This window comes from Cohnella massiliensis, assembly GCF_900169535.1.
GTDB lineage: Bacteria > Bacillota > Bacilli > Paenibacillales > Paenibacillaceae > Cohnella > Cohnella algarum.
The window spans coordinates 1,665,431-1,677,996 of sequence record NZ_LT821259.1; the positions used below are offsets into that span (position 1 = coordinate 1,665,431).

General features: G+C 61.0%; 15 protein-coding genes. 14 read left to right on the forward strand and 1 reads right to left on the reverse strand.

All coding sequences use genetic code 11. The features are described 5' to 3' along the window. Positions 1-86 precede the first annotated feature (86 nt). Entirely contained in the window at positions 87-758 is a 672-nt protein-coding gene (locus tag B7E11_RS21570; protein ID WP_080838747.1) for a DUF1405 domain-containing protein, read from the forward strand. 142 nt (positions 759-900) lie between these two features. Beyond that, entirely contained in the window at positions 901-1,845 is a 945-nt protein-coding gene (locus B7E11_RS21575) for a sporulation protein YpjB (RefSeq protein ID WP_176220848.1), read from the forward strand. On the opposite strand, the gene B7E11_RS21580 is transcribed toward B7E11_RS21575, so the two are convergent. Continuing rightward, entirely contained in the window at positions 1,787-2,668 is an 882-nt protein-coding gene (locus B7E11_RS21580) for a YitT family protein (RefSeq protein WP_245809787.1), read from the reverse strand. The genes B7E11_RS21575 and B7E11_RS21580 overlap by 59 nt on opposite strands. Before the next feature lie 152 nt (positions 2,669-2,820). On the opposite strand from B7E11_RS21580, the gene B7E11_RS21585 reads away from it, so the two are divergent. The 12 genes from B7E11_RS21585 to B7E11_RS21640 all read left to right on the forward strand — a co-directional run bounded on the left by B7E11_RS21585 (position 2,821) and on the right by B7E11_RS21640 (position 12,542). Beyond that, positions 2,821-3,189 (forward strand): nucleotide pyrophosphohydrolase, encoded by a 369-nt coding sequence (locus B7E11_RS21585; RefSeq protein ID WP_080838751.1) that lies wholly within the window; start codon positions 2,821-2,823, stop codon positions 3,187-3,189. Positions 3,190-3,240: 51 nt separating this feature from the next. Beyond that, positions 3,241-3,789, forward strand: a complete 549-nt coding sequence (locus B7E11_RS21590) for a tetratricopeptide repeat protein (protein ID WP_080838753.1) — start codon at positions 3,241-3,243, stop codon at positions 3,787-3,789. Positions 3,790-3,794: 5 nt separating this feature from the next. After that, on the forward strand, positions 3,795-4,598 hold the full coding sequence (gene dapB / locus B7E11_RS21595; RefSeq protein WP_080840929.1) for a 4-hydroxy-tetrahydrodipicolinate reductase: 804 nt from the start codon (positions 3,795-3,797) through the stop codon (positions 4,596-4,598). Between the two features lie 45 nt (positions 4,599-4,643). After that, a complete protein-coding gene (mgsA, locus tag B7E11_RS21600) occupies positions 4,644-5,066 on the forward strand; it encodes a methylglyoxal synthase (protein WP_080838755.1) in 423 nt (140 codons plus the stop codon). After that, on the forward strand, positions 5,063-5,776 hold the full coding sequence (gene bshB1, locus B7E11_RS21605) for a bacillithiol biosynthesis deacetylase BshB1 (protein WP_080838757.1): 714 nt from the start codon (positions 5,063-5,065) through the stop codon (positions 5,774-5,776). The genes mgsA and bshB1 overlap by 4 nt, the downstream gene beginning before the upstream one ends. A gap of 74 nt (positions 5,777-5,850) precedes the next feature. Continuing rightward, a complete protein-coding gene (gene bshA / locus B7E11_RS21610; protein ID WP_080838759.1) occupies positions 5,851-7,017 on the forward strand; it encodes an N-acetyl-alpha-D-glucosaminyl L-malate synthase BshA in 1,167 nt (388 codons plus the stop codon). 16 nt (positions 7,018-7,033) lie between these two features. Beyond that, complete coding sequence (locus tag B7E11_RS21615; protein WP_080838761.1) at positions 7,034-8,401, forward strand: CCA tRNA nucleotidyltransferase; 1,368 nt, start codon at positions 7,034-7,036, stop codon at positions 8,399-8,401. Then, positions 8,398-9,381, forward strand: coding sequence for a biotin--[acetyl-CoA-carboxylase] ligase (locus B7E11_RS21620; protein WP_080838763.1), 984 nt, complete (start codon positions 8,398-8,400; stop codon positions 9,379-9,381). The genes B7E11_RS21615 and B7E11_RS21620 overlap by 4 nt, the downstream gene beginning before the upstream one ends. Before the next feature lie 301 nt (positions 9,382-9,682). Continuing rightward, a complete protein-coding gene (panB, locus tag B7E11_RS21625; protein WP_080838764.1) occupies positions 9,683-10,546 on the forward strand; it encodes a 3-methyl-2-oxobutanoate hydroxymethyltransferase in 864 nt (287 codons plus the stop codon). Next, positions 10,543-11,454 carry a pantoate--beta-alanine ligase gene (gene panC / locus B7E11_RS21630; protein WP_080838765.1) on the forward strand — a complete coding sequence of 304 codons (912 nt, stop codon included), beginning with the start codon at positions 10,543-10,545 and terminating at the stop codon, positions 11,452-11,454. The genes panB and panC overlap by 4 nt, the downstream gene beginning before the upstream one ends. Beyond that, positions 11,455-11,838 (forward strand): aspartate 1-decarboxylase, encoded by a 384-nt coding sequence (gene panD, locus B7E11_RS21635; protein WP_080838766.1) that lies wholly within the window; start codon positions 11,455-11,457, stop codon positions 11,836-11,838. Between the two features lie 68 nt (positions 11,839-11,906). After that, positions 11,907-12,542 carry a tetratricopeptide repeat protein gene (locus tag B7E11_RS21640; protein ID WP_080838768.1) on the forward strand — a complete coding sequence of 212 codons (636 nt, stop codon included), beginning with the start codon at positions 11,907-11,909 and terminating at the stop codon, positions 12,540-12,542. The last annotated feature ends 24 nt before the right edge of the window (positions 12,543-12,566 follow it).

The window sequence follows — 12,566 nt, forward strand, 5'->3', positions numbered from 1 at the left end:
CGAGCAGACCTGACCGGAAACGGTCAGGTCTTTTGCAACGATTCGAAGCGTTTCGGCGCGTCGTTTCAATCGAGAGGAGACAAGGCATGAGCTGGAAATGGTTTTTGTCCCGGGGATGTTTGCTGCACCCGACGACGCTGACGCTGCTGATGATTTTTTACGTTCCCGGCACGGTTTACGGTTATATCTGGTACGGGGGACAGCTCCAGGACACGTGGGAAACGCATCCGTTGTGGCAGCTTCCGTTCGTGCCGGACAGCCCGACGGCGTCGCTGTTTTTCGCGATCGCCGTTTTGTGGCTTTGGCTGCGGCCGAAACCGACGGGCGGCGGATTTTGGGGCGGCGTTCGCGCCATCGTCGAAGCGCTGGCGGTCGTCACGTCGATCAAATACGGCATTTGGGCGACGGCCGTCATTTTCGCGGGAGCGGCGCTCGGCGACCAGCTCGTCTGGCAAGACTGGATGCTCGTCGCGTCCCATACCGCGATGGCCGTCTGCGCATGCGCGTACGCCCGGTTTTTCCGGTTCGGCGGATGGGCGCTCGGCGCGGCGGCGTTCTGGACGTTTTTGAACGACACCGTCGACTACGGGTACGGCGTTTACCCTTATTTGCCGAGGCAGCTCGATCCCGCTTATTTGCAGGAAGTCGCCCTGTTTACGTTCCTGTTGACCGCCTTCAGCGTCATGGCCGGCGGCCTGTTTCGCTATCTCGATACGATTCGCGGCATCCCGGCTTCGGCGGATTCGAACCGGTTCTAAGCGTGGACATCCCCTCATAAGGTAAGGCAGGAGGGGGATGTCCATGGTTTGCGCTGATTCGTTATCGACAAATCGGAATCGCCGCCGTCAAAGACGAAACGGCAGATGGTCCCGATTCCTTCATATGTGCGGGCTTCGGCTCATGCCGCTGCTGGCGCTGGCGGCCGTACTGCTCTTTTCGGCGGCCGCCGGCGCGAAAGCCGCAGGCGACGCTCCCGAACGGTCCGCCGGCGCTGACGCTTCTTCGACCGCTCGGGCCGCCGACGATCAGGCGGTGAAGGCGTTCCGAAACGCGGCCGAAGCGCTGTACAAGGCGGTAGGCGAAGGGGACAGGCTTGCCGCCGCCCGTTCGCTGCAGGAAGCGGAACTTCGGCTGCGAAAATTGCCGATGACGGCGATCGCCACGGCGGAGGGGATCCAGGCGCTCGCCGACAGCGTCGCCAAGATGAAGCGGGCGATGGCCGCCGTCTCGCAAGACGCCAAACGGATTCAGACATCTGCGGCGGAATTGCGGCTTGCGGCGGATGCCCTTGCCGAGCCGCGAAAGCCGCTGTGGCTTCAATATCGTCCGGTGCTGCGGGAAGACGTAAGCGTATTGGAACGAGAGCTTGGCGCAAGCCCGGGGCGCGTAACGAAGGAAGCGCAAGCGGCATGGAACGGCCTGGCGGATCATTACCGGCTCATTCGGACGGCGGTCGCGCTGCAAAGAGAGCCTTACGTCGTCGAGCGGGGGGATGCGGTCATTCGCTACGCGGACCGGCTGTTGCGGTCGGAGACGCCCGACCCGAAGCTGCTCGGGGAGCTGATTCCGCCTTTGCGGGAAGCGATGGAGGGATTGTTCCCGCCCGAAGGGGAGCGGCCCGCGACCGTCCCGGCGGTCGTGCCTCCTCCCTGGGGGTTCAGCGCGACGCTGGGCTCGATCATCGTGGCGATATTGACCTGGGCCGGATGGAGGCGGTTCCGTTTCGACCGCTCGCATCCGAATTACGGTTCGGACCGGGAGCGCAAGGACGCGGCCGACCGTTGGTTCAAGTCGCTTCTTCGCCTTCCCGGAAGCCTTCGCCGAGCACGTCATGCACGTCGCTGATCACGATAAAAGCCTGTCTGTCATGCTGGCGGACGAGGCTTTTTAATTTGCGGATTTCGAAGCGGCTGACGACGCAGTACAGCATCGTTTTCGGCTCGCCCGAATAGCCGCCGACGGCGGGCATGAGCGTGACGCCCCGGTCCAGTTCCCTGGCGATCGTCTTGGCGAGCTGCTCCGGCGATTTGCACAGCACGGTGAACGCCTTGGCCGAATACGCCCCTTCCTGGATAAAGTCGATCACCTTGGAGGCGATAAAAACGCTGACGAGCGTATAGAGAACCCGCTCCTTCGGAATGAAAAACAACGAGGCGCCGATGATGACGATATCCATCGCCAAAATGATTTGCCCGATGCTGAATCCCCGCCACCGCTGCACGATCCGGGCGATGATATCGACCCCGCCGGTCGTGCCCCCCGACCGGAAGACGAGGCCGAGCCCGGCTCCGAGCGTAACCCCGGCATACAGCGCGACGAGAAAAAAGTCGTACTCCGTCGCGAACGGCCGAATCCACCCGAGCGCGATGACGCGCTCCCATATCCATAAAAACAAGGACAGGAGCACGGTGCCGCCGACCGTGAAGACCATCGCGCTTTTGCCGAGCTGACGCCAGCCGATGAGGAACAGCGGCAGGTTGATGAGCAGGGTGGACAGCCCGGTCGGCCAACCTGCCGCATAGTGCAGCAGCACCGCGATTCCCGTCACGCCGCCTTCCATCAGCCGGTTGGGCAAAATGAAGTACTCCAGCCCGAAGGCGTAAATGGCCGTTCCCGCAATCAGAACGAGCCAGGATCGGACCGAATCTTCCAAGCGTTTGTTGTTCACAAGCCGTCCCTCCGCCAAAAATTTGGTTTGTTTTTGAATCCGTCTTAAGCTAACATAGGGATAAGTCGAAGGATTCGTTTCCTCGACTTTTTTCGAGCAGCAGTCCATAATGACAAGCAAGCCGAAGCTTGCGACGGAAAGGAACCGGTTTTATGGGAGAATCGCGCATCGCCGGCAAGCCGCTGGCCCAAAAGACCCTCGCCGATATCCAGCGCGAAGTGGACGCCTATATTTCGCAGTTTAAAGAAGGCTATTTTTCCCCGCTCGCCTTGCTCGCCCGTTTGACGGAGGAGGCCGGAGAGCTTGCGCGGGAAGTGAACCATCTTTACGGAGAAAAGCCCAAAAAACCGGACGAGGCGGAAAATTCCATCGAGATGGAGCTCGCCGACGTCCTGTTCATCGTGCTCTGCTTCGCCAATTCGCTCGGCATCGACCTGACGGAAGCGCACGACAAGGTCATGCATAAATTCAATACCCGCGATGCCGACCGCTGGACAAAGAAGGACACCGACGCTCCGTAAGCTTCATATGCTGTATCATCCCCTTTCCGAGATGAGGAGGGATGATCGGCCATGAATGGGGAAAGTTGCGTCGGGCAGGCGTACGAGGCGATACTTCGCGGAGACTTCGAAGCCGCCGCAGCCTGGTTTCTTCGCGCGGTTGAACTGGAGCCGGACAATGCATCCTATCATTATAAAGCTTCGGTCACGCTGTCGAGAAGCGGAAAGCTCGATGTCGCCATCCGCCATGCGAAGCGGGCGGCGGAGTTGGACCCTGAAGCGACGGTTTATCTTTATTATGTGCAAACGCTGGAAGCAAGACAACTGACGAGCGAGGCCAAAGCGCTGCTCGAGCGGCAGCCTCCGGCGACGGAGCTTGCGATCGGGCTGCTGAACGACGCAACGAGGCTCGATCCTTTGGATGCGGAATCGTTTCTTCTGCTCGGCATCGCCTACCGTTTGCAAGGCGATTTGGAACGTTCGCTCCAAGCGCTGCAAGAAACGCTCCAGCTTCACCCGCAGCACGAAGAGGCGAAAAAATGGCTTGACCTCGTCAAGGCGGAACGCCGCCGCAATTTGAAGCTAACGTACTTTCGCAATCATAGGAAAAGGGACAGGTGAACGGAATGTCGCAACGGATTAAAGTAGCGGTAGCAGGAAGCGCCGGCCGGATGGGCCGGGAAGTCGTCAAAATGGTGCTTGAAGATCAGGAACTGCAGCTGGTGGCGGCGATAAGCAGGTCTTCCGCGGGGGTTGACGCCGGTGCGCTGGTCGGCAAGCCCGACACCGGCGTCTTCGTGACGGACCGGCTGGACGAAGCGCTGGAGGCGGCCAAGCCCGACGTTCTGGTCGACTTTACGAACCCGAAATCGGCGGTTCCCCATACCGAGGCTTGCATCAGGCACGGCGTTCGTCCCGTCGTGGGGACGACCGGGTTCACGCCCGAGCAAATCGAACAGTTGGACAAGCTGTGCGCGGAGAAGGGCATTGGCGGACTGATCGCGCCCAATTTCTCCATCGGAGCGATTCTCATGATGAAATTTTCCGCGATGGCGGCCAAATATATGCCTCACGTGGAAATTATCGAATACCATGGCGATCAGAAGCTGGACGCGCCTTCCGGCACTTCGATCAAGACGGCGGAATGGATCGCGCAGACGAGGCAGGAGCTTCGCCAGGGCAATCCGAACGAGGAGGAAACGATCGAAGGCGCAAGAGGCGGTTATTACAACGGGTTTCGAATACATAGCGTCCGTCTTCCGGGCGTATTCGCCCAGCAGGAGGTCATCTTCGGCGGCCACGGCCAAACGCTGAAAATCCGCCATGACTCGTACGAGCGGTCCGGGTACATGCCCGGCGTCAACGCCGCGATCAAAAAAGTGATGACCGTAACCGGACTCGTGTACGGCTTCGAGCATTTTCTCGACTAATTTATAGAGTAATTTAAACCGATCGAACGTGGAGGGGAACGGACGATGATGCAAATCGCATTGATAGCCCACGACCGAAAAAAAGACGAAATGGTCAACTTCACGATCGCCTACGAGCATGTGCTCAAGCCGCACAAGCTGTATGCGACCGGAACGACGGGCACCCGCATTATGGAAAACACGTCGCTTAACGTGCACCGGTTCATGTCCGGTCCGCTCGGCGGCGACCAGCAAATCGGAGCGCTGGTGGCGCAAAACGAGATGGATCTCATCATCTTTTTGCGGGATCCGCTGATGGCCCAGCCGCACGAGCCGGACATTATCGCGCTGCTTCGCCTGTGCGACGTGCAGGGCATTCCGGTCGCGACGAACGTCGCGACGGCCGAGCTGCTCGTCAAATCGCTGGAGCGCGGCGACTTCGCGTGGCGCGAGCTTGTGCACAAATACAAGCCGGGACTGGAAGAATGAGCGAACGTACGGAATTCGGCCTTGATTTGCTGGCGTTCGGCGCGCACCCCGACGATGTCGAAATCGGAATGGGCGGCACGCTGATCAAAGCGGCGGCAAGCGGGCAGAGAACGGGCATCGTCGATTTGACGCGAGCCGAAATGAGCTCGAACGGCGACGTAGCGACCCGCAAGCGGGAGGCGGATGCCGCGACGGCCGTTCTCGGCCTCGCCGTCCGGGACAATCTCGAGCTGCCCGATCGCGGGCTTTCGGCAAGCGATTCCTCGCAAGTCGGCAAAATCGTGGCGGCCATTCGCCGGTATCGTCCGCGCGTCGTCTTCGCGCCCTATTTCGCGGACCGCCATCCGGACCACGTCATGTGCAGCCGTATGGTGGAGGAAGCGGCGTTCAACGCCAAGCTGCGCCGCTACATGCCGGAGCAAGCCGCGTGGACGGTGGACATGCTGTATTATTATTTTATCAACGATATGCATGCTCCCCAATTCGTCGTCGACGTCACCGACGTGCACGAACGCAAAATGGAGGCGCTGCGGGCGTACCGTTCGCAATTCGAGCCTGCCGGAGATTTGCGCGACTGGGTGCCGACTCCGCTGACGATGGGGTACCTCGACAACGTGGCGGCGCGGGACAAGCTGTTCGGACAAGCCCGCAAATTCGTTTTTGCGGAAGGCTTCATCGCGAAAGGGCCGATAAGCCTGGATCGTTTTTGACGCCGCGGCAGCGGATTCGTTTGTGTCAAGAAAGCAAGCATTCGGGGAATAGGATGTAGAAAGGAGGAGAGGGAATGGATCGGCCGCTCAAAATCGGCATCACCTGTTATCCATCGCTCGGGGGTTCCGGCGTCGTGGCGACCGAACTCGGCAAGCTGCTCGCGGAGAAGGGCCACGAAATTCATTTCATTACGCACAGCGTGCCATTCCGCTTGGGCAAGTTCCAGCGCAACATTTATTATCATGAAGTGGAAGTTACCGATTATTACGTGTTTCGCTATCCTCCCTACGACCTTTCGCTGGCCAGCAAAATGCACCAGGTCGCGCAGCTTCAGCAGCTTGACCTGCTTCACGTTCATTATGCCGTTCCTCATGCTTTGTGCGCTTATTTGGCGAAGCAAATGTCCGGCGACCGGCTCAAGGTCGTCACCACGCTTCACGGAACGGACATTACGGTGCTGGCCCAGGACGAGTCGCTCAAGGATCTGATCCGGTTCGGCATTCAAAACAGCGATGCGGTCACGGCGGTCAGCGGGGATTTGATTCGGGAAACGCGCGAGCTTCTCGACATCGCAAGGCCGATCGAGCTGACGTACAATTTCGTGGACAAACGGGTGTATTACCCGCGGGACGTTTCGGACATGAGGGCGGATTATGCGGAGCCCGGCGAAAAAATTTTAATGCACATTTCCAATTTCCGGCCGGTAAAGCGGGCCTGCGACGTCGTGGACATTTTCGCCAGGGTGAACGAGAAAACGAAGGCGAAGCTGCTGCTTGTCGGCGAAGGTCCGGATTTGCCGAAAATTCAGGCGAAAATCGACGCGATGGGCTTGAGCCATCGGGTTTGCTACCTGGGCAAGCAGGACGACGTCGCGCAAGTCATTTCGCTTGCCGATCTGATGCTGCTCCCTTCGGAAAAAGAAAGCTTCGGGCTCGTGGCGCTGGAGGCGATGGCTTGCGGCGTTCCGACGATCGGCTCGGCGGCAGGCGGCATCCCGGAGCTGGTGTTAAGCGGGAAGACGGGATTTCTGTCCGCTATCGGCAACACCGCGGAAATGGCGGAGAACGCCTTGCGGCTGTTGACCGACGAAAAGCTGTACGCCGAATTCAGGGAAGCTTGCCTGACGCGGGCCAGAACGGAATTTTGCAACGATAAAATCACCGCCCAATACGAAAATATTTATTACAAGGTTTTAGGCATTCCCAAGGAGCTCGAGCTTCCGGTTTGCTTGGCGCCTTGACGGGGAGGGCGGCAGCTTGACCGATACGGATCCTATTGCCTGGGCCGCGGCGTTGAGGCTGCTCGCCCGCTTCGAATCGGCCGGCCATACCGCCTATCTGGTGGGCGGCTGCGTGCGCGACCGGCTGCTCGGCCGCAAGCTGCACGACATCGATATCGCCACCTCGGCGACGCCGGAGCAGGTTATCGCGATGTTCCCGAACGCGATTCCGACCGGACTCGCCCACGGCACGGTAACGGTACGGGACGAGGGGCACTCGTTCGAAGTGACGACGTACCGGCGGGAAGGCAAATACACCGATTCCCGCCGGCCAGACAAGGTGTCGTTCGTCGGAAATGTCGAGGAGGACCTGGCGCGCCGGGACTTCACGATTAACGCCATCGCATGGGGAAGAGACGGCGCGACGGTCGACCCGTTCGGGGGCGCCGCGGATTTGCGGCGAGGAATCGTCCGCACGGTCGGCGAGGCGGCGGAACGGTTCTCCGAAGACGCGCTCCGGCTGCTGCGCGGCATCCGGTTCGCGGCGGAATTCGGATTCGAGTTCGCGCCCAAGACGTGGGACGGACTGCTCGGACAGCGGGAACGGCTTCGGCATATCGCAATGGAGCGGGTCGGAACGGAACTGGACAAAATCATGGCCGGAAGCGATCCCGACCGCGCGTTCGCGCTGCTGGCCGAAAGCGGGCTTCTCCGGTTCGCCCGCGAGCCGCTGCCGCCGTCGGCAGCGCTGCCGCCAGGCGGAACCGGCGGCGGGGCCTCCGGCCTGAAGCGGCTGGCGGACCCCGATCTTCGATGGTGCGCGCTGCTTCTTGGCGGCGGGGCCGCGCCGGACGAAGCGGAAGCGGTTTTTCGCTCGCTATGTCTCGGCGTCAAGCGGGGCGCCCGGGTCGCGGCTGTCGTCGGCCTGAGCCGGAGGCTTGCGGCGGACGCGAACGCGGCGAAGACCGCCCCTTCCCGGACGGACGAGCTTGGGGAGACGGAAAGAACGGACGTTAATGGGCCGGTCCGGGAGCAGCTGCGCCGGAGCTGGACGCTGGCGGTGCTCGAATTCGGCCGTCCCGCCGCGGAAGATTGGCTCGCGCTGGCGGCGGCTTGTCCCGAAGCGGCGCTCGGATCGCTTGAACCCGGGTTTGCCGAACGGGCCCGGGATTGGCTGGGCCGAATGGCCGCGACCGCGATCGGAGGGCTCGCCGTCAGAGGCGACGAAGTGGCGGAGGCCGTCGGCAAAAAACCGGGCCCCTGGGTCGCGAAGACGCTGCGGCGGCTGCTTGAGGCCGTCGCGCTTGGCCGGCTGCCGAACGAGCGGGACGCGCTGCTTGCGGAGGCCGCCGCCGTCGAAGGGGATATCGGCGGAAATCGGGATTCGAAAGAAGGAACGAAATGAAACCAACGTCTTTGTTAGCTTTGCTGGAATCGGCCGAACCGAACGCCTATGTTTCGGGCGAAGAAATCAGCCGCCGCCTCGGCGTCAGCCGCACCGCCGTCTGGAAGCAGGTCCGCAAGCTGGAAGCGGAAGGGTTCCGGATCGAGGCGGTGCCCCGGCTCGGCTACCGGCTTGCGGGACGGCCGGAAAGGCTGTCGCAGGCGGAGCTCGCCGGGCGAATGAAGACGCGTTCGTTCGGCCGGGTCCTCCACTTGCTGGAGAGCGTGCACTCGACGCAGGATGTCATGCGCAAGCTCGCGGAAGAAGGCGCTCCCGAAGGGACCCTCGTCATTGCCGAGCAGCAAACGGCGGGCCGGGGACGAATGGGCCGCTCCTGGGTGTCGCCGGCGGGCAAGGGCATCTGGATGAGCTTGCTGCTCCGGCCGCGGCTTCCGATGCAGGCGACCCCGCAGCTGACGCTGCTGGCGGCGGTCGCGCTCAGCCGGGCGATCTCCGCCGTCGTGCCGCTTTCGATCGGCATCAAATGGCCGAACGATTTGCTCGTGGACGGGCGGAAGATCAGCGGGATTTTGCTGGAGTCGGCGACCGAGGACGAACGCGTTCGGTATATCGTCGTCGGGATCGGGGTTTCGGTCAACCTGGAACGGGAGGATTATCCCGAGGAGGTCGCGGGCAAAGCCGTTTCGCTCAAAATGGCCGCCGGCCGCCCGGTCGACCGGGCGGAGCTGATCGCCTGCACTCTCCAAGAATTCGAAAACCTGTACGAGCTGTACTTGCAGGAAGGGTTCGAACCGATTCGCGCGCTGTGGGAAGCGCGTTCGGTCAATTTGAACCGCCCCGCCGTCCTGCATACGCCCAAGGGCGTCATCGAAGGCGTTCCGCGCGGCTTGAGCGACATGGGAGGGCTTCGGGTGGAATTGCCCGACGGCTCGATCGAAACGGTCTATTCGGCGGAAATCAATCCTTGGCGGGAAGGCTAACGTGTCCCGCCTGCCGGACTTGCGCGACAAGAGGCGGGCGGGAAAACGTGGACGCCGGAAGAACGGTCTGTTATAATGAAGCGGCAAGGCGTTATCGCCGTTCGCGAATCGCACTTGCGCAAGGCTTTCAAGGACAAACGAATAACCGTGATCATTTCGCGGCGGATTCTGCTCTGAGCCGAAAGGACCGAGACAGAAGGACGTGAAGCGCGCGTTCCTGCTGAATGGAAACCTTTCTTTGCTCACGGGCAAATGAAGGTTTTTTTGTTTGTCCGGGCCAAAAGAGGAGGCGCTTCACGCGATGAAACAGCCATTAACTTTGCCTCGTTTGCGAACAATGAAAAGAGAAGGAACGAAGGTCGCGATGCTGACCGCTTACGACTATCCTTCCGCCCGGCTCGCCGAAGAAGCCGGAGTCGATATGATTCTCGTCGGCGATTCGCTCGGCAACGTCGTGCTCGGCTATGAAACGACGGTGCCCGTCACGCTTGAAGATATGATTTATCATACGCGCGCGGTCGTTCGCGGCGCGCCGAATACGATGATCGTTACCGACATGCCGTTTGCGACGTACCGTCTCGGAAGCGCAGCGACGCTTCGCAACGCCGCCCGGATCATGCAGGAAGGCGGGGCCCACGCCGTCAAAATCGAAGGCGGAGCGGATCTGGCGGACGAAGTGCGCACGCTCGTCGCAGCCGGCATCCCGGTGCTGGGACATCTGGGCTTGACCCCCCAATCCGTCCTGCAAATCGGCGGTTACAAGGTCCAGGGCAAGGGAGCGGAAGAAGCCGAAAAGCTGAAGGCCGACGCCAGGGCGCTCCGGGACGCGGGCGTTTTCGGCATCGTGCTGGAGCTGGTCACCGAGCCGCTCGCCTCCGAAATTTCCCGCTCGCTCGACATTCCGATCATCGGCATCGGCGCGGGACGCGGATGCGACGGACAGGTGCTCGTGTATCACGATCTGATCCGCTACGGTTCGAATATTCGCGACAAACGCTTCGTCAAAACGTATGCCGACGTCGGCGAAACGATTCGCGCGGCGATCGCGGACTATGTCGGCGACGTGAAGGGCGAGCGGTTCCCCGAAGAGGGTCACGCCTTTCAACCCGGCCCGCAAACGGCACAGCCGCTGACCAATTCGTTGTACGGGGGGAATTCGCAATGAACCATGCCGTTGCGGCATCGCCGGAGGTCGTTCGCACGATCGCCGAACTGAAGCGGAAAATCGCCGAATACCGCGGCCGTGCGGGCGAGCCCGGAACCGTCGGCTTCGTGCCGACGATGGGCTATTTGCACGAAGGGCATGCGAGCCTGATCCGAAGGTCCGCGGAAGAAAACGGGCTGACCGTGATCAGCATTTTCGTCAACCCGCTGCAATTCGGGCCGAACGAGGATTTCGAACGGTACCCCCGCGACGAAGAGCGGGACAGAACCGTCGCGGCGGAAGCGGGCGCGAACGTGATCTTTATGCCTTCGGTCGAGGAGATGTATCCCCGGCCGATGCGAACGGCCGTTTCGGTTCGCGGCGTAACGGAGCGCCTGTGCGGCGCAAGCCGGCCGGGGCATTTCGACGGCGTGGCCGCGGTCGTCGCCAAGCTGCTGAACATCGTCGCGCCCGACCGCGCTTATTTCGGATTGAAGGACGCCCAGCAGGTGGCGGTCGTTTCCCGAATGGCGGAAGATTTGAACCTTGCCGCCGAAATCGTGCCTTGCCCGATCGTCCGCGCGCCGGACGGCCTGGCGCTGAGCTCGCGCAACGTATACTTAAACGAAGAGGAACGGCGTCAAGCCCTTATTTTATCGCAAACGTTGAAGCTGGTTCCGGAATGGGCCGAAAGCGGAGCCACGGCTCCCGAGCTGGTCGACCGCATCAAGCGCCGGCTGGGGACGCAGCCGCTGGCGGATATCGATTACGTCGAAGCCGTATCCTACCCGGACCTGGAGCCTTTTTCCGAAGATTTGCCTTTGAACCGGGCGGAAGAGCGGATTCTCGTCGCCCTCGCCGTGCGGTTCGGCAAAACGCGGCTCATCGACAACGTTTTACTCGAACGACCACGAAAGGAGCGGTCCTGAATGCTGCGGCAAATGATGAAGTCCAAAATCCACCGCGCGACCGTTACGGAAGCGAACTTGAATTATGTCGGCAGCATTACGATCGACCGGGACTTGATGGATGCCGTCGACATTTTGCCGGACGAGAAGGTCCAGATCGTCAACAACCATAACGGAGCGCGCTTCGAAACGTACGCGATATCCGGTCCCCGCGGCTCGGGAGTCGTCTGCCTGAACGGGGCCGCCGCCCGCCTCGTCCAGCCCGGCGATACGGTCATCATCATCGCCTACGGCTACATGACCGACGAAGAGGCGAAGCGCCACGAACCGAAGGTGGCCCTCGTGGACGAGAACAATCGCCTGGTCCGAATGATGGGGGAAGAACCTCATTCGACCGTCCTGTAACGCGTATGAAACCCCCCTCCGGAACGCAGAATGAGGGTGAAACCCGATTGCGGCAGGAGGGGACGAAAATGATTCGACAATGGTTTGAAGCCTTGAACGAAACGCTTGACGAACTTATTCGCCGTTATCCGCAAGCTTCCGTCGCCGAAAAGAAAAGCCTGGATCAGCAATGGGACGTGTTAAAGTCGCTCAGTGATGATATGATTGAATCATGGCTGCAATTCGAGGACAAAATGGCGGTTTACCGGGAACTGAAGGAACAGGCCGCGGCTTCGGCCGCCCACGCGGACATTTGCGAGCCCTTCGTCATGGGGCAAGGTTATTTCAAGCTGCAGATGTACGACAAAGGCGCAAGCTGCTTCGAGGAAACGCTGATCCTGCGTCCCGAGCTGATCGGCGCGCGGGTGCTGCTGGCGATGTGCCGCATGTACTTGCAGCAGTTCAACGAAGCGCAGCGCCATTTTCAGCTCGTGGCGGCCATTGCCGACAATGCGAAGCTGAGGGCCGTCGCCTATAATGCGCTCGGCTGCGTTCAGGCCGTCCATGCGAATTTGCAGCAGGCGCAGCTTTATTTTGCCAAAGCGGTGGAGTCGGACCCTTCGTTCGAAGAGCCGCGCCGCAATCTGGAATCGTGCCAAAGCCATTCGGGTCAACTGGAGCTTCAATTCGGCTGCGGGGAATTGCACGCCCTCGTTCAGGCTTGAAAACCGGGCGAGTTGTTTTGCGAA

What these genes read in the sequence shown, in the direction of transcription:
- B7E11_RS21570 (WP_080838747.1), top strand. Translation starts at nt 87, where the DNA reads ATGAGCTGGAAATGGTTTTTGTCCCGGGGATGTTTGCTGCACCCGACG.
- B7E11_RS21575 (WP_176220848.1), top strand. Translation starts at nt 901, where the DNA reads ATGCCGCTGCTGGCGCTGGCGGCCGTACTGCTCTTTTCGGCGGCCGCC.
- B7E11_RS21585 (WP_080838751.1), top strand. Translation starts at nt 2,821, where the DNA reads ATGGGAGAATCGCGCATCGCCGGCAAGCCGCTGGCCCAAAAGACCCTC.
- B7E11_RS21590 (WP_080838753.1), top strand. Translation starts at nt 3,241, where the DNA reads ATGAATGGGGAAAGTTGCGTCGGGCAGGCGTACGAGGCGATACTTCGC.
- dapB (WP_080840929.1), top strand. Translation starts at nt 3,795, where the DNA reads ATGTCGCAACGGATTAAAGTAGCGGTAGCAGGAAGCGCCGGCCGGATG.
- mgsA (WP_080838755.1), top strand. Translation starts at nt 4,644, where the DNA reads ATGATGCAAATCGCATTGATAGCCCACGACCGAAAAAAAGACGAAATG.
- bshB1 (WP_080838757.1), top strand. Translation starts at nt 5,063, where the DNA reads ATGAGCGAACGTACGGAATTCGGCCTTGATTTGCTGGCGTTCGGCGCG.
- bshA (WP_080838759.1), top strand. Translation starts at nt 5,851, where the DNA reads ATGGATCGGCCGCTCAAAATCGGCATCACCTGTTATCCATCGCTCGGG.
- B7E11_RS21620 (WP_080838763.1), top strand. Translation starts at nt 8,398, where the DNA reads ATGAAACCAACGTCTTTGTTAGCTTTGCTGGAATCGGCCGAACCGAAC.
- panB (WP_080838764.1), top strand. Translation starts at nt 9,683, where the DNA reads ATGAAACAGCCATTAACTTTGCCTCGTTTGCGAACAATGAAAAGAGAA.
- panC (WP_080838765.1), top strand. Translation starts at nt 10,543, where the DNA reads ATGAACCATGCCGTTGCGGCATCGCCGGAGGTCGTTCGCACGATCGCC.
- panD (WP_080838766.1), top strand. Translation starts at nt 11,455, where the DNA reads ATGCTGCGGCAAATGATGAAGTCCAAAATCCACCGCGCGACCGTTACG.
- B7E11_RS21640 (WP_080838768.1), top strand. Translation starts at nt 11,907, where the DNA reads ATGATTCGACAATGGTTTGAAGCCTTGAACGAAACGCTTGACGAACTT.